The following is an 18,268-nucleotide window of genomic DNA, read 5'->3' as shown; positions in this document are numbered from 1 at the left end:
AAGAAGGAGCTTCCATTCAGAAAGAAAACAAGAAATGGACTGGCTTAGCAAATGGAGAAACTGTTTTGTTAATAATTACTTATCTTTATCCAAGTGTAAGGAAATCCATCTAACTCAGTTTCTTAAGCAAAGCCATGAATGATTATCTTACCATTTGAATTCCCCAATGCGACTTTTTGCTTCTAATTGTAAGTCTTGTAGCAATAGAAGTAAGGAAAAGTCCATCTAAAGAGAATTAATTTGCTTTAATGACAGAAAAAGTTGGCATTTTGAGAGGAATGGGGCTATGAAATATCAAGAGAATGTCTGTTCAAGATTATTTAATTGGGGAAAATTACTTCTTCCGGCAAAACTTATTAAGTATTTTCCTCCATCATTTGTATTACGAGACCCTATTATTCATCAAGTACAAAAAGCGATGATAAAAGGATATGAGGTAGCTGTTATTGTAATAGATATATCGAATTTACATAGAATAAAGCAACAATTAGAAGCAAAAGATTTTCGACAATATATTCGATTGCTAAAAAAATTATTTGGCAAAACGATACAATTAAAAGCTTCTAATGAAATCATTGCTATTCATGATTATAATCCGAACGGCTTAACCATGTTTATGAAATGGGAACAAGGATCCGAATGTTTACCAGTAATAGATGGGTTAATTAAAGATATTATACATAATGTGGAAAATGACTTTCGTGAAATTGGGAGCATTCCGCCTGAATTTCATACAGGATACATGTTTATCGAGAATAAATATACCTATCTTTCTGATGCTATTCAAACGGCTTATGAATTTGCCCTTGCAATGGCACATAAAAGAACTGATCCGGAATTCAATAAATTAGTCTATACTTTGAGTAATATTGTGGCGAAAAAAAGCATCCGATTACTGGCACAACCAATTATGGATGTAGAAACAAATAAAATTCACGCTTGTGAAATGCTGACAAGAGGCCCAGAAGGAACACCGTTAGAAAATCCACTTCAACTTTTCTCTTTAGCAAGGCAAACGAAGTTTTTGTATGATCTTGAAATGATTGTTCTTGATAAGGCTTTTGAACAAATCCAGCAAACAAAATGGAGGCATAATATCTTTATTAATTTTACACCAGTCACAATTGGTAACCAAAGATTTATTAAAGATATAAAGAGCGTAATTCGTAGGTATAAAGGGATTTCCCCGAAAAAAATAACAATTGAAATTACAGAAAGAGATTCATTTGAAGGGTTAGAGCATTTTGCTAAAAATCTAAAGGTTTTAAGAATGCTTGGTTTTTTAATCGCAGTTGATGATACTGGCGCGGGTTATGCTAGTCTAAATTCCATCAGTGAAATCATGCCAGATATTATTAAGATTGACCGTTCTGTAATCCAGAATATTGATAAAAATTCAGTAAAGGAATCGATGCTACAAGGACTTCTTCTTATTGCAAAAGAAGTGGGCTCCGTTGTGGTAGCAGAAGGAATTGAAAATGCAGAGGAAGCCTCTGTTTTATCGAAAAATAAAGTGGATTTAGCTCAAGGATATTTTTACGCCAAGCCTACTAGTCTTAGTAACCATTTACAAATCTCATAGTATGCGGAAGGAGTAAGGGAATATGTATTTTGTGGACCGAGAAAAAATAGAAGAACAGTTAAATTATTACCATGAGCTCATCAGTCAGTTTGAAACGCAAGAAACGTGGAATACATTTCTTGAGAAAGTGGCACTTGAAAGATTGACACATATGATGATTGAAGTCATCTTAGATGTAGGAAATAGTATGATTGATGGTTTTATTATGAGGGATCCGGGCAGTTATGACGACATTGTCGATATACTTATTGATGAAAAAGTTATTACTATGGAAATAGGAAAAGACATTAAGGAACTCATTCTTTGGCGCAAACAGCTTGTACATCAGTATACTAATATTGATCATAAGGGATTGATTGCAGCATTTGAAGCGAAGCTACTCTCCATAAAAGCCTTTGCTCCATCTGTAAAAGAATACTTAATTCATGAATTAGGACCTGTTTCTGCATTTAGAAATTAGATTATTTTTAAAGAAAATGATTTTAATCAAATAAAGAATAATTTTCAAGCTGTGAAAAAAGCAACGTGCTTTTTTAAATAGTTCCTGAATTAATACATAGCAATTGAAAGGATTTTCTTAATGAAAGCGTATAAAGGATATTTAATAGATTTAGATGGAACAATGTATCGGGGAACAGAAGTAATTGAAGAGGCAGCTGAATTTGTTAAGCGATTGATTGCTGCGCAAATTCCCTATTTATATGTCACCAATAATTCGACAAAAACACCAGAACAAGTGGCCAAAAAACTACAGGAGTTTCAAATACCGGCAAAAGCGAGTGAGGTATTTACTTCCGCCATGGCTTCTGCTAATTATATTGTCGAAAAATCCCCTGGAGCAAATGTGTTTATGATAGGGGAAGAAGGACTTCAGCACGCTTTAGAGGAAAAAGACTTGAAGTTAATGAAGGATTCAGAAAATGTTGATTATGTGGTTGCTGGACTTGATCAACAGATTACCTATGAAAAGCTTACAGTGGCATGCTTAGCAGTCCGAAATGGCGCACAATTTGTCATTACAAATGGGGATACGGCTTTGCCAAGTGAGCGAGGATTATTACCTGGAAATGGTGCCTTAACTTCTGTTATTTCGGTAAGTACTCAGCAACAGCCTGTTGTTGTCGGCAAACCAGAATCAATTATTGTAGATCAAGCAATCAAATTATTAGATCTGCCGAAAGAAGACGTCTTGATGGTTGGCGATAATTATCAAACAGATATTATGGCAGGCATCAATGCAAAGATGGATACACTTCTCGTATATACAGGAGTTACAACGAAAGAGCAACTAAGCGGACATTCTGTCAAGCCAACCTACACGGTTGATAGCTTAAGTGAGTGGGCTATAATAAAATAAGGACATAAAAAGAGGACGTTTCGCTACTGTTTACAGTGTATGAAACGTCTTTTTTTACAAGGTGACTTATTCTTCCCCATTAGCACGGTGAGCTAGTCTACTTGAAGCTGCTGCTGCAATAGCACCGACAATATCGTCTAAAAAGGTATGGCATTCACCAGAACTCTTATCATTTAGCTTTTGTAAAATGCCTGGTTTCAATTTATCTACATAGCCATAATTAGTAAATCCGATGGAACCATATACATTTACAATCGAGAAAGCAAGCACTTCATCTACCCCGTAAAGCCCTTCATCTGTTTCGACAATTTCTTGCAGGGGAGATTCCAGGAGCTTTTTTTCGGCGAGTACATCTAATTGTATCCCTGTGATAACGGCATTTTGAACCTCTCTTTTGGAAAGAACGCGCTCGACATTATGAATACAGTCTTCCATTTGTAAATCTTTATGATATTTCTCTTGTAAGAGATAAACAAGATTCGCTATGTCTTCTATTTCGACTCCACGTTCATGTAACCACTTTCTGGCTGTTTTTTCTGTTAGGTCTTTTAATGACATGAACTTCACCTTTTCTTTAATTATTCACTATGTATTCACAGTGTTTATTATTATATGCATGATGGCTGTTAGATGTTCCTTACAGCTATTGTTTCCATAATAGGGGCAATTCATGATTTGTATCCTCTTAACAAGTTTTAACATTCCTTGTCATATACTTCTAAAAGAGAGAATAACGAGGAGGAGGAAAAGAATGATTAAGAAAATTTTATCGACAAAGTATGGAATTGATGTAGAAGAAGAAACAAGAGTCGGTCATTATGAAGCTTGTATAAGCAAAGGAAAACTGTATACTATTGTCCCAGTAGGAAATATAGAGGAAGAAGAACTAACAGAAAGAGACCAAATTGCTGCACATATCTATCAGATTGGTGATAAACATGTCAGCATGTTATTAGAGTCAAAAGAAGGAAGCAAACATACTGAAATGAATGAGCAGCTTTATTGTGTGCTTATGAATGAACGACTACGTCCCTTTCAATCTCGGAAATTAGGGCGAAAACTGGGGAAGTTTCATTTTAGAGGCAGAACTGTACCATTTGGTGTCCAAAAAATAAGTAGAATGGGGCAGTGGAAGAGTATGTGGGAACAAAGATTGGGCCAATTGGAGGGTTTCTGGAACAGTATGTTATACAAACAGCCAGAAAGTGAATTCGATCAATTATTTTTAGAATCTTTTCCATATTATATGGGGATTGCTGAGAATGCCATTCAGTATCTTGTCGATACAGAGCTAGATGATGATCCAACTGCTGTAGATAGTGGAACAATTTGTTATAACCGTTTTACCAAAGACACATGGGCAGGAGAATATTATATTAAAAATCCATTTGATTGGGTGTTTGATCATTGTGGAAGAGATCTTGCTGAATGGACAAGAGATCGATATTTTCGAAATATCAAAACATATCATCGAGAAGTAAAGACGTTTTATGAGGAGTATCAAAGTGTTATGCCCCTAAGTTCTTTTGCATGGAGATTAATATATGCAAGGCTGTTATTCCCCATTCATTATGTGGAATGTATCGAAAGTTATTATTCTGCTATACAGGAGGCGGACCGTCTATTTCTAGAAGAACGGTTAAAGAAAATGCTCAGCCAGTCGAGGGATTTAGAAATATTTCTGAAAGAATTTTATGACAACACAGAAGTGCCAGTTAAAACATTGAAAATCCCTATTGTTTCCTGGTTGTAAATAATTGGTTTGGAGCGAAGGGCATAAATAGTCAGGGATATAAGTGTTCAAAAAAAGGAAAATCCTAACAATTATACGGAGATATTCATGGGAATTTCGTATGTTGTCTGGTTTTTTTTATGAATACAGTTTCTTTTCCATGGAGTGAGCGACGAGCGCTTCGTCGACTCACTGCTTAAAAAATCTAAATATACATAAAATTTATAATTTTTCTTTTGGAATTTTAGCATCTTCCTATATAATGGATTCATTAAGTAAACGAGCACAAATATTCTTTTTAAAAGGGAAAAGCTATTCTTATTCTTTTAAAATAAAAATTTTAAAAGAATGTTTAAACACCCCTTGTAAAAAAAGGAATCAAACACTATAATGTCTACTATACAAAGACAGTTGTTCTCGTAAAAAGAACATCAACGGGAGGTAAACAGATGGAGGCAATCTCAATTGGACTACTCGGCTTAGGAACTGTTGGATCGGGCGTTGTAAAAATTATTGAAAATCATCAAGATAAAATCATGCATCAAGTCGGCTGTCCAGTGCAGGTAAAAAAAATACTCGTCAAGAATGTAAAGAAAGAACGAGAAGTAGAGATAACCGATGATATTCTCTTAACAGTTGATGCTAATGATATATTAGATGATCCTGAAATAGATGTGGTTATAGAAGTAATGGGTGGGATTGAAGAGACAAGGAACATCCTGCTAAAAGCCTTAAAAAATAAAAAACAAGTAGTAACGGCTAACAAGGATTTAATGGCAGTACATGGAGCAGAGCTACTGCAAGCAGCTTCCCAAAATAATTGTGATTTATTTTATGAGGCAAGTGTTGCTGGTGGAATTCCTATTCTAAGAGGTTTAGTAGATGGGTTAGCTTCTGACCGTATCATTAAATTAATGGGAATTGTGAACGGAACAACTAATTTTATTTTAACGAAGATGAGTCAACAGCAAAGACCGTATGAGGATGTTCTTTTAGAAGCGCAAGCATTAGGTTTTGCGGAAAGTGATCCTACCTCTGATGTCGAAGGGCTGGATGCAGCAAGAAAAATGACTATTTTAGCAACTTTAGGCTTTTCGATGAATATTGGCTTGGAAGATGTAAAGGTACAAGGCATAACGAATGTAACAGATGACGATATACAGTATGGAAAGCAGTTAGGATATACAATGAAACTCATTGGTATTGCTCAAAGACAGGAAGAAAAAGTAGAAGTTAGTGTCCAGCCTACTTTTATTGTCGACAGCCATCCATTGGCAGCCGTTAATAATGAGTATAATGCTGTTTATGTATATGGAGAAGCGGTTGGAGAAACGATGTTTTATGGACCTGGTGCCGGAAGCTTACCAACTGCAACAGCCGTTGTATCGGATCTAGTGAATGTTTTGAAAAATATGCGCTTGGGCGTTAATGGAAAAGGTGCAATCGCTCCACAATTTAAAAAGAAGCTAAAAGAGCCAGACGAAATGTTTTCTAAATATTTCTTACGACTGCAAGTAGTGGATGAGGTTGGAGTATTTGCGGAAATTACATCTATCTTCTCCCAGCATGGAGTCAGCTTTGAGAAGATCCTCCAGTTACCAGTGAAGGAAAAAGGGTTGGCAGAAATAGTCTTAGTAACACACCATGCGTCTTTATTAAACTATGAGAATATTTTATTAGAATTAAGGGACTTATCATCTGTTCGAACAGTTAAAAGTTCTTATCGAGTTGAAGGAGGAACAAAGTAATGAGATGGAAGGGTCTCTTAGAAGAATATAAAGAGTATTTACCAATAAATGAATCGACACCAATGTTAACACTGAATGAAGGAAACACACCTTTAATTAAGCTGGAAAAGTTGTCTGAGGAATGGGGCGTAGAGCTATTTGTCAAAACGGAAGGAACTAATCCAACTGGCTCCTTTAAAGATAGAGGAATGGTCATGGCTGTAGCTAAAGCAAAGGAAGAAGGAAACTCAACCGTTATCTGCGCTTCTACGGGAAATACGTCAGCTGCAGCAGCTGCCTATGCTACACGTGCAGGGATGCGCTGTATTGTCGTTATACCAGAAGGAAAAATCGCGATGGGAAAATTAGCACAAGCTGTTATGTATGGTGCTGAGATTATTGCGATTGAAGGGAATTTCGATCAAGCATTACAGATGGTACGCAAAATTAGTGAAACAGAACCAGTTGCACTTGTTAATTCAGTGAATCCGTATCGTTTAGAAGGACAAAAAACAGCTGCTTTTGAAGTCTGTGACCAATTAGGAGGAGCGCCAGATATATTGGCAATTCCTGTTGGTAATGCTGGAAATATTAGTGCTTATTGGAAAGGATTTAAAGAATACCACGAAATAAAGCAAACAGGACTGCCGAAAATCCACGGCTTTGAAGCGGCTGGAGCAGCAGCGATTGTTCATAATCGCGTATTTGAAAATCCAGAAACAATTGCTACAGCCATTCGAATTGGTAACCCTGCTAGCTGGAAGCTGGCTGTTCAAGCACAAGAAGAGTCCAAGGGAATTATTGATGAAGTAACAGATGAAGAGATTATTGCTGCATATCGTACGATTGCTGCAAAAGAAGGGGTATTTGCTGAGCCAGGTTCTTGTGCATCGATTGCAGGTGTTTATAAGCATATTCAAAATGGGAAAATTCCTAAAGGAAGTAGAATAGTAGCGATCCTTACAGGAAATGGCTTGAAAGATCCGAATACAGCAATCGATGTAAGTCCAATTAAGCCAGTAGTATTACCTAATGATGAAAAAGCAGTAGCTAATCACATTAAGGGAGTCGTTCATATATGAACGAAGGAGAGATGCTGCTAATTAAAGTCCCAGCGAGTACTGCTAATCTCGGGCCAGGCTTTGACAGTATTGGACTAGCGTTAAACTTATATTTAACATTGGAAGTTGTTCAAAGTGACTGTTGGGAGGTTATTCCGTTAACAGATGAATTGAAGGAATTTCCAAGTGATGAAAGTAATTTCATTATTAAAACAGCGATCGAGGTGGCGAAATCATTTCATACTATTCTTCCTCCTTGTCAAATAAAAGTGAATAGTAATATTCCTTTAGCAAGAGGACTTGGATCTAGTGCTTCCGCTATTGTGGCAGGAATTGAACTAGCAGATCAAGTTGGTAATTTACAATTGACTAAACAACAGAAATTTGCAATTGCCTCCAAAATGGAGGGGCATCCAGATAATGTTGGAGCGAGTATTTTCGGCGGCTTAGTTGTTGGCTGTCAATTAGGAGAAGAAGTAGATGCAGAAATCATTCATTCGGTAGATTTGGAAGTACTAGCTGTGATTCCAGCAGAAGAGCTATTAACAAAGTCTTCACGAGGAGTTTTACCGGACACTCTTTCTTTTGCTGAAGCTGTTTCAGCAGGTGCAGTATCTAATCTATTAGTTGCGGCACTGCTTACAGGTAATAGGAAACTTGCTGGAAAAATGATGAAAAAGGACAAGTATCATCAGCCATATCGGAAAGAGTTAGTACCGCACTTAGAGCTAATGGAAGAACATGCCTGCGAGCTAGGTGCTTATGGGGTGGCTTTAAGTGGAGCGGGGCCGACAGTATTGTGTTTTGTAGAACCAGGAAAAATGAATACGTTAATAGATGGATTAGTGCCGAAATTACCTGATATGCGTTTCCTCCCATTGGAAATAGACAAGAAAGGCAGTACTTGCTCCGGAGTACTTGCAACAGAAGTTAAATAAAAAAGAAAGAGGATGCAATTGCATCCTCTTTCTGCATTTTCTCATCAAAAATTAAAATACTTGTTCTACTTCATAAACGCCTGGTACTTCCTCTAATAAAGCACGTTCAATACCAGCCTTTAAAGTAATAGTAGAACTTGGACAGCTTCCGCAAGCACCTAATAAGCGTAGTTTTACAATGCCATCCTCTACATCCACTAATTCACAGTCTCCACCATCTCTTAAAAGGAATGGACGTAATTTATCTAGTACTTCTTGGACTTGTTCTTTCATTTCAACTTCTTGCATACATATCGACTCCTTTCCTATTATTTATTATAATCACATTAGGATGAAAAATCTATAATCAAGAAACACGAATTAAATAAACAAAAAATTGGATATATAACAAAACCCTATAATACCGGAAAAATAATGGATAGGCAAGCTTGTCTATCCCATGGAGGAGAGTTTATTTGAAAAAGGAAATTGAAGTAAGTATTTATGGAGCAGAACAAATTTGTGCCAGCTGTGTTAACCTGCCATCTTCTAAGGACACATATGAATGGCTCCAGGCTGCATTAAGTAGAAAATTTCCAGAGCAAACTTTTCAGATTAAATATTATGATATTTTTCAAGCCAATTATACGGAAGATAAAAATAAATTCTGTCAGAAAATTATAGAGGAAGATTTATTCTATCCAGTAGTAGTAATTGAGGGAGAGATTGTAGGCGAAGGTAATCCGAAGTTGAAGAAAATTTATGCAGAATTTGAGAAATACGGATATACTAGTGCTTAATGGTTAAAATTGTATCCGTTTTTTCAGAAATAATGGAGTAGACTGAATACACATGGCTATCGATACAATAGGAAGTATATTCAGTCTAGAAGGATAACTATAACTCTTATTATCGATTAAAATCGATAGGGAATATTATTGGTATTTTCTTGTTCCAGCGTTATCTTAAGCTGGAATAAGTGTGACACACTCCCATTCTTTTACTAGTCGTTAATTTTATTTTTATTATTTTTATCTTTCCATAGCACTCCATGTTTAATTAAGCGTGGAATTCTTCCTGTTAAAGCGGTTTTGGCAATAAGTCCGAAACCGGCTTTTTTTCCTAATGACCCAAGGACCCCTTTTAGCTTGATTGGCGGCATATAATCAGGTAGTACTTTCCCTTGCCAACGAGAAATTAAAACAAAAGCAATTTGTTCTGCCTGTCCTTCTGCAAGCTGTGCACTGGGAGGATGAGGAAGGCTTGCGCAATCACCAACTACGAAAACATGCTCATTATTAGGAAGGTGGTGATGCTTGGATAAGAGAATGCGTCCTTTCTTATCTTTTTCCACGTCAAGTTCCCGTACAACTTTATTTGGTTGAATCCCAGCTGTCCAAACAATACAGTCATAATGCTGTGGGATTCCATGATTATAAACTGTATTTTTTTTTATACAAGTAATATTGCTATTTTTGATAAGATTAACCTTTCTATCTGTAAACCATCGTTCTACATAGTTTCTTACTTTTTTAGGATAAGAAGATAATATGGTATTTCCACGATCCAAAAGTGTGATTTGCAGGCTGCTACTTTCAGCTAATTCAGCTGCTAACTCAACGCCGCTTAAGCCGCCGCCGATAATTGCAACCTTTGCCCCCTGAGACAAGCTATGGAGCTGCTTATGTGTTCGTTTGGATTTATTGATGGATTGAATACTATGAGTGTTGTCTTTAGCGCCCTCGACTTGGTGATAATTATCCTCACAGCCAAGTCCAATAATCAAATCATCATAATCGATCGGATTTCTTCCCGCTAACCAAACTTTATTGTTTTCCAAATCAATTTTTTCCACTTCTGCTTGTATAATGCTTACTTGAGGGTGTTTAGGAAAAGGAATTTGTAGGGTTTTATCCAGTACAGTACCAGCTGCAAGAGCATAATATTCTGTCTTTAGAAAATGAAATGGGACTTTATCTATTAATATGACCATAAAATTATATGGTAAATGAGGTATGATAGAGGATAAAACACGCATACCACCATAACCGCCGCCTAATATTATTAATTTTTTCATTTTTTCCCCCTTATTGTGCTCATGAGAAAATCTATTCTTTAAAAATTAGTTCGTAATTTTAGATCTGCTCCTTTTAGAGTATATTAAAAGGTTAGGACTGTTTATTCTTCATTATAGAAGGAAAATGACTTTTCCCCTTACAGATTAAGAAAGGAAGTATGAAATCAGACAATTTTTGCGTTCAACACTAAGAAAAACCTGTATAATTCAGAGGGAGGTGAGATGTTTGTTTAAACCGCTAATTGAATTTTGTGCGAGTAACCTAGCATCAGGCGCATATGAAGCGAAAGAATGTCTTGAACAGGATGATTCTTTAGATGTGATTGACTATGGGTGTTTAAGTTATTGTGGGCAATGTGGCGATTCGTTATTTGCGTTAGTAGATGGTGAAGTAGTCAAAGGGAAAGATGTAAACGAGCTTGTTGAGAATATCTATCAATATTTGAAGGCAAATCCAACATAAAACCGCTTATATCAGTGTGTTTAAAATTAATTCACTGATATAAGCGGTTTTTAGATGAAGGTTTTTTGCCTGTCTCTTATTTCCTGCCAGCTTTCTTTTGCCAGCTTGACAATTTGTGTTTCCACTGTCCTACTCTGCTGCTCGATTACTTTCGAATAATATTTTGTAGCTTTTTCTAGATTATCTGTCCGCTTGGAAAGGTCTGCTATTAAATAAATGGTTCTTAATTCAGAAACAGGAGTTCCCTGATAGTCACCAACAGAATAGGAAGTTTCATATTCTGATAATGCAAGGGATATAAAACGCCTCTCTTGTTTATGATTATTTAACATACGATAATGCCATGCAATCCGCAGGTGGAGTCCTGCAAGGGTAATATGCTTATCCTTCCGTAAAGAAGCACAATAAGCAGCTAATTTATATGTTTTAATACTATCCTCTATGTTACGTTCTTTTCCAAAGGAATGTGGAATCCATTGGGAACATACTTTTTCGATTAGTATCCTTTTACTTTCTGGAGAAAAATAAGAAACTGTATCATCACTAAAAGAAAACCCGCAAGCAGGACAGACATTTATGTAATAAAGGAGTGGATTATGCTCAGCATAGACAGGAAAGAAATCTGTATCTAAATTTTTCAATTTGACAAATCTTGAACGTAATTTTTTTGTTGTAAATTTAGTGTGACAAAGCAAACAGGTACATTGCTTATCAAATAACGGTTCGATTTTGTTCAAATTTCTCACTCCCTTTGTTGTTAGGTAAAAAGGCTAGATATTTATATATTTTATTATACCTTATCGTGAGTAATATTCCCTATAAAAATTTTACAGATAGGTGAAAAGTCTATATTATATTAAGGGATTTCTTCAAAGTGGGAACAGTAAACGATAATAATGTTTTAATCGAAAATACTTGAAAAATGTTCGTGCAGATTATCACATAGACCTGTTTTGTTACCATGTTTTACACAGGTCCCTTCAGTTGAGTAGTTTTGATTAGCGGTATATAATATAATAAGAAGTAATAACAGGACGAAAGGAGAATGAACAGTGACAGAAGAAATTGTACACATAACAGAAGCCGCTGCTCTTCAAATAAAAGAAATGATGAAGGCGAACGATGAAGAAGGTTCCTACTTAAGAGTAGCAGTAAAAGGTGGAGGCTGCAGTGGTTTATCTTATGGAATGGGTTTCTCACCGGATAAAGAAGAAAATGACCAACTTTTTGAGCAATATGGCATTCGTGTGTTAGTTGATCAAAACGATGGCCCTATTTTAAAAGGAACAAAAATTGATTACAAGCAATCCCTAATGGGCGGCGGATTCACCATCGACAATCCTAATGCGATTGCCTCATGTGGTTGCGGGTCTTCTTTCCGTACAGCGAAAGTGGCTGGAACACCAGAAGAGTGTTAAGAACAAAGCTTTAAAAGTTGAACACCGCTGTGTCATGAACACCTTTTGGTCTTCATGACACAGCGGTTTTTTTATTTAATAAAAAAGACTGAATGTAATCAGTTGTTTTCCAAACCATTGAGAGAAAACAACTGATTATCATTAGTCTTTAGAAAAGGTTATTTAAACAAAGAAGTACTGTGAAGAGGCTGTACTCGAGCTTTTGGATCCATATATGTTTTAGCATTATTGACTGCTGTAGGCGCTTCGCCAAAACCTGTAGCTATTAATTTCACTTTTCCATCATATGTGCATATGTCTCCAGCTGCATAGATACCTGGAATATTTGTCTCCATTTTGCTGTTAACAACAATAGAGTTCTTTTGAATCTCAAAGCCCCATTCTTTAATTGGGCCTAAAGAAGAAACAAATCCATAGTTTACAATAACTGCATCTACATCAATAATTTCTTTTTCTTGTGTTGTTACATTTTCAAGAATCACTTGTTTGATTTCCTCATCTCCTACTAACTCTGAAGGAATATAAGGAGTTTTGATGTTTACTTTTGAATTTTTAAGGTTTTCTACACTATGCTCATGTGCACGGAATTTATCACGTCTATGTGCTAAATAAACAGTATCCGCAATAGGCTCTAGCATTAATGCCCAGTCAACAGCAGAATCTCCACCACCAAACACCATTACCTTTTTCCCTGCAAACTGATTTAAGTCATTGATAAAGTAATGAAGATTTTTTCCTTCATATTCTTTCGCTTGTTCCAACTCTAATTTACGAGGTTGGAAAGCTCCGTTTCCAGCTGTAATAATAATAGTTTTGGAGTAATGGACTTCTTTATCGGTAGTAATTTTAAATATACCGTCACCTTGTTTCTCCACTGTTTGAACAGCTTGTTCTAGTACGATAGACTGTTCAAATTTTTTCATTTGCTCTTCTAAATTATCGACTAACTCTTGAGCACGAATTTTTGGAAATCCAGCAATGTCATATATATATTTTTCGGGATAAAGTGCTGTAAGCTGACCGCCAAGGGTAGGGAGACTCTCGATGATTTTAACGGTTGCTTGTCTCATCCCTCCATAAAAAGCAGTGAACATGCCTACAGGTCCACCACCGATAACAGTAATATCATAAATGGTTTGATTTTCTTCCAATTTTCCTAAACCCTCCTAATAAAGATCAGTTCTACAAGCTATCATATCATAATGATTATGATTTCTCACTTTTTTAATCTTCCAATTTTGAAAGCTATCTAGGACCACCATCCTACTCATAAATTTTATAAAATAAAGAATTTCCAACTTTTAACTTTTATTGGTAATAGTATAATTCGGAAAATAATGTAGAAATTATCGATTAGAACCTTCTAATCGATGTTTTTTTGTATTTTTTTGGTATTTTACTAGGGGAAAGTTCTGCTTTTAACCTTTTTATGAATAAATTCTTTGAATATGGGAAATGAATAGTTTTGAGAGGAGTGAAAAATATGAATTATTATAAAAAGTTTTTTAGAAGAGTAGGAATGGTTCTACTTTTAATGGCAGCACTACTAACCACGTTCCAATCGATTTCAGGTGTTAAGGCGAGTTCGATAAATATTAGTACTAACGAACAATCTCAGGTAAGTAAAGATACCGGTCATATTGATCATACAATAAAACAAATGAGTGTAGCATTAAAAAGCTTTAAAAAAGCATTGGCGGAAAAAACACAAATTTCATCCAGTAAAGAGGTTGCAGGTAAACCCCCTTTGCTAGAAAATATGAAGGATTGGTCACAATATCCGACAAAACGGGTGATAGCAACAGGCTATACCGCTGGATATGAGTCAACTGGCAAGAACCCAGGGCATCCACAATTCGGTATTACCTATTCAGGCGTAAAAGTAAAAAGAGATTTATATAGTACCATAGCTGCTGATACTAGTGTATTTCCAATTGGAACTATTCTTTTTATCCCTGATTATGGATTTGGGGTTGTGGCAGATACTGGTTCAGCAATTAATGGCAATAGATTAGATTTATACTATGAAACCGTACAAGATGTATATAGTCAATGGGGCAAGAAAACAATAGATGTATACATAGTGGAAATGGGTAAAGGCAAACTAACAGAAGAAACGTTAAGTGCGTTAAATGAAGAAGAATCTATGCAAGTATTCCGTCAACAGTATACAAAAGCAGAAAATAAATAATTACATACTAATTATCAAGTAAAAAGGATATTCTAAAATCAAGGTCCTAACAAAAAATGTTAGTTGATTTTTTAGGATATCCTTCTTTTTTAGAATAAATAAAACTGCTTTAGAATAGCTTAAGCAGTTTTATGTTGTCGACAGTCTGAAAACTGCTTTAGAATATAATATCTTAAGCAGTATTTATTTGTATTTATAAAGTCAAGGTTAATAAATTAGCATATGTAAAACAAGCGTCAATACAATTCCGGTTAGTCCACCAAAAAATACTTCTATCGGTTTATGTCCTAACAATTCTTTTAATTCTTTTCTTTTTTCCTGCTCCGGTTTGTTTTGCCATCCTTTTGCTTCATTTAAGAACTTATTAAAATCGTTTACTAAGCGATTTAAAACAATTGCTTGTTCTCCTGCCTGTCTTCTAACGCCTGTAGCATCAAACATAGTGATTATCGCAAAAATAGCAGCAACTGCAAAGATCGGTGAATCAAAGCCAGTTTGCAGAGCCACACCAGTAGAAAGAGCAGTTACAGCTGCTGAGTGAGAACTTGGCATTCCTCCTGTACTAGTTAACAAAGACCAGTCAATTTTTTTCGTAACAAAAAAAGTGATTGGCACTTTGACAAATTGCGCAAAAAAGATTGCAGCCAAACTCGCAAGTAAAGGAAAGTTAGCTAGTAGTTCCATAAAAACACCTCATCATTCTGTGAAAAATATGTACTTTTAGTATGTATACCTTATTTAACTCATTATTAATCTTTCATATAAGGAGAATTAATGGAAATAAGGAGGTAGACAGTGGAGCTAGATATAGGGTTAAAATGAATTTCATTCTGTATTATTTGCTTTCAAAGCCATGGAAAAACAAAAATGCGATTCATTTTTAAATGATTGAGAGCAATTTTCAATGCTCTTTTTGCTTTTCCACTTATCTTATTATAACATAACCAAATATTGTGCTTTCTACTTAAATTCGAAAAATCTTTTTACATTTTGGTACCTTTTATAAGAAAGTTGTTTTTCAAAATAAATCATTCAGCTGCAGCTAATCTTTAGGAATGCAGCATTATCATTTAGAAATGGATGAGGTAAATTTAATTAGATATACGAAATGATAAATAAATTCGTTATAATAGAAGAAGAAATAGAATGGAGGAATTGATTATGTTTTCATATCAGAAAGAATGGGATTTTCAAAATAATCATGAAAATATTATTATTGGATTATTTGATAAGTCTATTAAATTAGAAGGTAAGCTGCAATTACTAGACGAACAGTTTGAAGGAGAATTAACTAGTTTAGTAAAAGATGGGGATATTTCAGCAAAGAAAAAGGCCATTACGGTTATACATACTTTTGGAAAAATTGGAGCAAAACGAATTATTTTTGTTGGATTAGGAAAAGAGAAAGAACTGACCTTTGATGAGCTAAAAGCAATCTTTGGAGCAACCTTTAAACGCATTACTAGTGAAAAATGGGTGGAAACAGCTATATACTTGGATTCCTTTGTATCAGAGGAAAATGATGCACAAGATGTTGCTCATGCAAGCAGTGAAGCGTTTGGTCTTGCTACCTATGAGTTTTCAGGTTATAAACAAAAATCAAATGAACCAGAAAAAAAGATTACAGAAATTACTGTTTATAGTCATGTAGAGGAAGAGGAAGTTATGTCAGCGCTAAAAGTAGGGTATGTATATGGTCAGGCAACAAACTCTGCGCGTACGCTAGTTAACCTGCCAGGGAATATGTTAAAAGCAGCAGATTTAGCTAATTATGCACTAGAATTAGCGGGAAAATATGGCTTTGAGGCAGAAATATTAGAGAGAGAAGATATGCTAAAGCTTGGTATGGGTGCATTGCTTGCTGTGAACCAAGGTTCGACAGAGCCTCCTAAAATGATTGTGCTGAAATACCAGGGAAAAGATAACTGGGAAGATGTCATCGGCTTAGTAGGAAAAGGGATTACCTTTGATACAGGTGGTTATTCTATTAAGACAAAAACTGGTATTGTCGGTATGAAAACGGATATGGGCGGTGCAGCAGCAGTTCTTGGAGCAATGGAGATTATTGGAGAATTGAGACCAGAACAAAATGTCGTTGCAGTTATTCCATCTACTGATAATATGATAAGTGGTAATGCGTTTAAACCAGATGATGTTATCACATCGATGAGTGGAAAAACAATTGAGGTATTAAATACAGATGCAGAAGGTCGCTTAGTTTTAGCAGATGCAGTAACTTACGCAAAACATCATGGCGCTGACTACCTTGTAGATGTCGCAACCCTTACAGGTGGAGTAATTACCGCTTTAGGAATGGAAACGACAGGTGCAATGACGAATAATGAATCTTTATTTGAACAGGTGTTAGAAGCTTCCTATGAAGCAGGGGAACAAATGTGGAGACTGCCTATTTTTGAGAGTCATAAGAAATTAGTGCGCAATAGTCCGATTGCAGATTTAAATAATTCACCAGGTGCCGCTGGTCATGCAATCATGGGTGGTGCCTTTATCGGCGAATTTGCAGAGGAAACACCATGGGTTCATTTAGATATTGCTGGAACATCTACACAAAGTAAGGCTACTGATTTAGGTCAGCCAGGTGGAACAGGCGCTATGACTAGAACATTAGCATTGTTTGTAGAAAGATTTGAAAGTATAAAATAGAAAATACGTAGATCTATAGAAGAAATCACCAGACCCCATTTTATCGATTGATGGGGTCTGGTTTTTTATAGGGGGGTACTATGTGCTTGCAGCCACTTTTCCATTGGTTCTGGCATATGAGTACTCGCAACGAGACCAGCATGCCCGCCATCAAATAAAACAAAGGATTTATCTTGACTTGAAACAAGATCCATAATTGGTTCGCAGAGAGAACTTGGAACAAGAGGATCATTCTTGGTGGAAAATACAAGTAAATTAGAGTGAATGTTAGACAAATCAACCTCTTCTCCATTGATTGTTAAACCACCCTCAATCATCTTATTGTCCCTGACAAAGTCATTCATAAGTTGTTTAAACGTTGCCCCAGCTACAGGGATATGATCGAGTGTCCATTTGTTCATTCGTGCCCATTTTTCCGAGTATGTTTCTTCGCCAGAACGATTTAAAAGTGCTAAATAATGGCTGAAGGAAAGAGGAGCAACAAGTAACCTAGTTCCATATTTAACCGATTCAGGAGGTACAATGCCCATTTTATCGATTAATTCCTCAAGGTGCAGTTCATTTTCGCGAAGAGCATTCAGCCACTTATCATAGTCCGGAAAATCGGAAAAGTTAATTGGAGACACCGCAAGAATTAAATTTTTAATATAACGATTATCTAATGCTGCAAATATGCTGGCAAGTGTTCCTCCTAAACAAAAACCAATGACAGTAAAGGAATCGGAGTTAGCATGTCGCATCGCACGTTTAAAACCTGGTTGAATATACTTTGCTATATAATCATCAATGGTTAAATGACGATCCTCGTATGCAGGAATCCCAAAATCAATTAAATACGTATCATATCCTGCGTTATTAAATGCCTCAATTAAACTCATGGAGGGACCTAAGTCAAGAATATATGGTTTATTCACGATTGAATAAACAAGAAAAATCGATTCTTTATATTTTCTTTCTTTAGAAGGGTAATACCATAAAGTTGCTTTGTTTTTTTTCCAAATGGCATATTTTTCTGATTGTCCAACGGCAGGATCGTACGATAAGGTATGAATAAATTTAGCTAGACTTTTTTTTGCCAT

General features: G+C 35.8%; 19 protein-coding genes. 12 read left to right on the top strand and 7 right to left on the bottom strand.

Annotation, left to right across the window (positions count from 1 at the left end; genetic code table 11):
* The first annotated feature begins 286 nt into the window (after positions 1 to 286).
* The 3 genes from NSQ92_RS16545 (at position 287) to NSQ92_RS16535 (ending at position 2,939) form a co-directional block, all read left to right on the top strand.
* Entirely contained in the window at positions 287 to 1,582 is a 1,296-nt protein-coding gene (locus tag NSQ92_RS16545; protein ID WP_095322187.1) for an EAL domain-containing protein, read from the top strand.
* A gap of 22 nt (positions 1,583 to 1,604) precedes the next feature.
* Positions 1,605 to 2,042, top strand: coding sequence for a DUF86 domain-containing protein (locus NSQ92_RS16540; protein WP_061799075.1), 438 nt, complete (start codon positions 1,605 to 1,607; stop codon positions 2,040 to 2,042).
* A gap of 120 nt (positions 2,043 to 2,162) precedes the next feature.
* The gene (locus NSQ92_RS16535; protein ID WP_341152965.1) at positions 2,163 to 2,939 is read left to right on the top strand and encodes a TIGR01457 family HAD-type hydrolase; all 777 of its coding nucleotides are present in this window, start codon (positions 2,163 to 2,165) and stop codon (positions 2,937 to 2,939) included.
* 66 nt (positions 2,940 to 3,005) lie between these two features.
* Here the strand turns inward: NSQ92_RS16535 and NSQ92_RS16530 are convergent, their stop codons facing one another.
* A complete protein-coding gene (locus tag NSQ92_RS16530; protein ID WP_095320553.1) occupies positions 3,006 to 3,497 on the bottom strand; it encodes a phosphatidylglycerophosphatase A family protein in 492 nt (163 codons plus the stop codon).
* A 193-nt stretch (positions 3,498 to 3,690) separates the two neighbouring features.
* Here NSQ92_RS16530 and yutH point away from each other — a divergent pair, with 193 nt between their 5' ends.
* From yutH to thrB, 4 genes are all read left to right on the top strand, one after another.
* Positions 3,691 to 4,692, top strand: coding sequence for a spore coat putative kinase YutH (gene yutH, locus NSQ92_RS16525; protein ID WP_341152964.1), 1,002 nt, complete (start codon positions 3,691 to 3,693; stop codon positions 4,690 to 4,692).
* A 428-nt stretch (positions 4,693 to 5,120) separates the two neighbouring features.
* Positions 5,121 to 6,419, top strand: coding sequence for a homoserine dehydrogenase (locus NSQ92_RS16520; protein ID WP_047942241.1), 1,299 nt, complete (start codon positions 5,121 to 5,123; stop codon positions 6,417 to 6,419).
* Positions 6,419 to 7,480 (top strand): threonine synthase, encoded by a 1,062-nt coding sequence (thrC, locus tag NSQ92_RS16515; RefSeq protein ID WP_047942240.1) that lies wholly within the window; start codon positions 6,419 to 6,421, stop codon positions 7,478 to 7,480. Before NSQ92_RS16520 ends, thrC begins: the two co-directional genes overlap by 1 nt.
* Entirely contained in the window at positions 7,477 to 8,397 is a 921-nt protein-coding gene (thrB, locus tag NSQ92_RS16510) for a homoserine kinase (RefSeq protein ID WP_061799069.1), read from the top strand. Before thrC ends, thrB begins: the two co-directional genes overlap by 4 nt.
* A gap of 51 nt (positions 8,398 to 8,448) precedes the next feature.
* Here the strand turns inward: thrB and NSQ92_RS16505 are convergent, their stop codons facing one another.
* Positions 8,449 to 8,685 carry a NifU family protein gene (locus NSQ92_RS16505; RefSeq protein WP_047942238.1) on the bottom strand — a complete coding sequence of 79 codons (237 nt, stop codon included), beginning with the start codon at positions 8,683 to 8,685 and terminating at the stop codon, positions 8,449 to 8,451.
* Positions 8,686 to 8,852: 167 nt separating this feature from the next.
* On the opposite strand from NSQ92_RS16505, the gene NSQ92_RS16500 reads away from it, so the two are divergent.
* Positions 8,853 to 9,176 (top strand): YuzD family protein, encoded by a 324-nt coding sequence (locus NSQ92_RS16500; protein WP_047942237.1) that lies wholly within the window; start codon positions 8,853 to 8,855, stop codon positions 9,174 to 9,176.
* A gap of 203 nt (positions 9,177 to 9,379) precedes the next feature.
* Here the strand turns inward: NSQ92_RS16500 and NSQ92_RS16495 are convergent, their stop codons facing one another.
* Positions 9,380 to 10,453, bottom strand: coding sequence for an NAD(P)/FAD-dependent oxidoreductase (locus NSQ92_RS16495; protein WP_047942236.1), 1,074 nt, complete (start codon positions 10,451 to 10,453; stop codon positions 9,380 to 9,382).
* Positions 10,454 to 10,679: 226 nt separating this feature from the next.
* Here NSQ92_RS16495 and NSQ92_RS16490 point away from each other — a divergent pair, with 226 nt between their 5' ends.
* Positions 10,680 to 10,916: a DUF1450 domain-containing protein gene (locus NSQ92_RS16490; protein WP_047942235.1), complete on the top strand. Its 237-nt coding sequence runs from the start codon at positions 10,680 to 10,682 to the stop codon at positions 10,914 to 10,916.
* Positions 10,917 to 10,966: 50 nt separating this feature from the next.
* Here the strand turns inward: NSQ92_RS16490 and NSQ92_RS16485 are convergent, their stop codons facing one another.
* Positions 10,967 to 11,653: a DUF2225 domain-containing protein gene (locus tag NSQ92_RS16485; protein ID WP_047942234.1), complete on the bottom strand. Its 687-nt coding sequence runs from the start codon at positions 11,651 to 11,653 to the stop codon at positions 10,967 to 10,969.
* Between the two features lie 315 nt (positions 11,654 to 11,968).
* Here NSQ92_RS16485 and NSQ92_RS16480 point away from each other — a divergent pair, with 315 nt between their 5' ends.
* Complete coding sequence (locus tag NSQ92_RS16480; RefSeq protein WP_082138323.1) at positions 11,969 to 12,334, top strand: HesB/IscA family protein; 366 nt, start codon at positions 11,969 to 11,971, stop codon at positions 12,332 to 12,334.
* 158 nt (positions 12,335 to 12,492) lie between these two features.
* Here NSQ92_RS16480 and NSQ92_RS16475 read toward each other — a convergent pair whose 3' ends face one another.
* A complete protein-coding gene (locus NSQ92_RS16475; protein WP_095322188.1) occupies positions 12,493 to 13,485 on the bottom strand; it encodes an NAD(P)/FAD-dependent oxidoreductase in 993 nt (330 codons plus the stop codon).
* Between the two features lie 332 nt (positions 13,486 to 13,817).
* On the opposite strand from NSQ92_RS16475, the gene NSQ92_RS16470 reads away from it, so the two are divergent.
* Complete coding sequence (locus tag NSQ92_RS16470) at positions 13,818 to 14,525, top strand: 3D domain-containing protein (RefSeq protein WP_047942231.1); 708 nt, start codon at positions 13,818 to 13,820, stop codon at positions 14,523 to 14,525.
* Positions 14,526 to 14,732: 207 nt separating this feature from the next.
* Here NSQ92_RS16470 and NSQ92_RS16465 read toward each other — a convergent pair whose 3' ends face one another.
* Positions 14,733 to 15,209, bottom strand: a complete 477-nt coding sequence (locus NSQ92_RS16465; RefSeq protein WP_047942230.1) for a divergent PAP2 family protein — start codon at positions 15,207 to 15,209, stop codon at positions 14,733 to 14,735.
* Positions 15,210 to 15,686: 477 nt separating this feature from the next.
* Between NSQ92_RS16465 and NSQ92_RS16460 the strand changes: the two genes are divergently transcribed.
* Positions 15,687 to 17,189 (top strand): leucyl aminopeptidase, encoded by a 1,503-nt coding sequence (locus NSQ92_RS16460; RefSeq protein ID WP_061799061.1) that lies wholly within the window; start codon positions 15,687 to 15,689, stop codon positions 17,187 to 17,189.
* Between the two features lie 65 nt (positions 17,190 to 17,254).
* Here the strand turns inward: NSQ92_RS16460 and NSQ92_RS16455 are convergent, their stop codons facing one another.
* A complete protein-coding gene (locus NSQ92_RS16455) occupies positions 17,255 to 18,268 on the bottom strand; it encodes an alpha/beta fold hydrolase (RefSeq protein ID WP_053215672.1) in 1,014 nt (337 codons plus the stop codon).

This window comes from Niallia sp. FSL M8-0099 (assembly GCF_038006945.1).
In the GTDB taxonomy this organism is placed as follows: domain Bacteria; phylum Bacillota; class Bacilli; order Bacillales; family Cytobacillaceae; genus Niallia; species Niallia circulans.
Note: the sequence above shows the minus strand (reverse complement) of the source record. Positions and strands in the feature narration are given on the sequence as shown.

What these genes read in the sequence shown, in the direction of transcription:
- NSQ92_RS16545 (WP_095322187.1), top strand. Translation starts at nt 287, where the DNA reads ATGAAATATCAAGAGAATGTCTGTTCAAGATTATTTAATTGGGGAAAA.
- NSQ92_RS16540 (WP_061799075.1), top strand. Translation starts at nt 1,605, where the DNA reads ATGTATTTTGTGGACCGAGAAAAAATAGAAGAACAGTTAAATTATTAC.
- NSQ92_RS16535 (WP_341152965.1), top strand. Translation starts at nt 2,163, where the DNA reads ATGAAAGCGTATAAAGGATATTTAATAGATTTAGATGGAACAATGTAT.
- NSQ92_RS16530 (WP_095320553.1), bottom strand. Translation starts at nt 3,497, where the DNA reads ATGTCATTAAAAGACCTAACAGAAAAAACAGCCAGAAAGTGGTTACAT.
- yutH (WP_341152964.1), top strand. Translation starts at nt 3,691, where the DNA reads ATGATTAAGAAAATTTTATCGACAAAGTATGGAATTGATGTAGAAGAA.
- NSQ92_RS16520 (WP_047942241.1), top strand. Translation starts at nt 5,121, where the DNA reads ATGGAGGCAATCTCAATTGGACTACTCGGCTTAGGAACTGTTGGATCG.
- thrC (WP_047942240.1), top strand. Translation starts at nt 6,419, where the DNA reads ATGAGATGGAAGGGTCTCTTAGAAGAATATAAAGAGTATTTACCAATA.
- thrB (WP_061799069.1), top strand. Translation starts at nt 7,477, where the DNA reads ATGAACGAAGGAGAGATGCTGCTAATTAAAGTCCCAGCGAGTACTGCT.
- NSQ92_RS16505 (WP_047942238.1), bottom strand. Translation starts at nt 8,685, where the DNA reads ATGCAAGAAGTTGAAATGAAAGAACAAGTCCAAGAAGTACTAGATAAA.
- NSQ92_RS16495 (WP_047942236.1), bottom strand. Translation starts at nt 10,453, where the DNA reads ATGAAAAAATTAATAATATTAGGCGGCGGTTATGGTGGTATGCGTGTT.
- NSQ92_RS16470 (WP_047942231.1), top strand. Translation starts at nt 13,818, where the DNA reads ATGAATTATTATAAAAAGTTTTTTAGAAGAGTAGGAATGGTTCTACTT.
- NSQ92_RS16465 (WP_047942230.1), bottom strand. Translation starts at nt 15,209, where the DNA reads ATGGAACTACTAGCTAACTTTCCTTTACTTGCGAGTTTGGCTGCAATC.
- NSQ92_RS16460 (WP_061799061.1), top strand. Translation starts at nt 15,687, where the DNA reads ATGTTTTCATATCAGAAAGAATGGGATTTTCAAAATAATCATGAAAAT.
- NSQ92_RS16455 (WP_053215672.1), bottom strand. Translation starts at nt 18,268, where the DNA reads ATGGCAAAAAAAAGTCTAGCTAAATTTATTCATACCTTATCGTACGAT.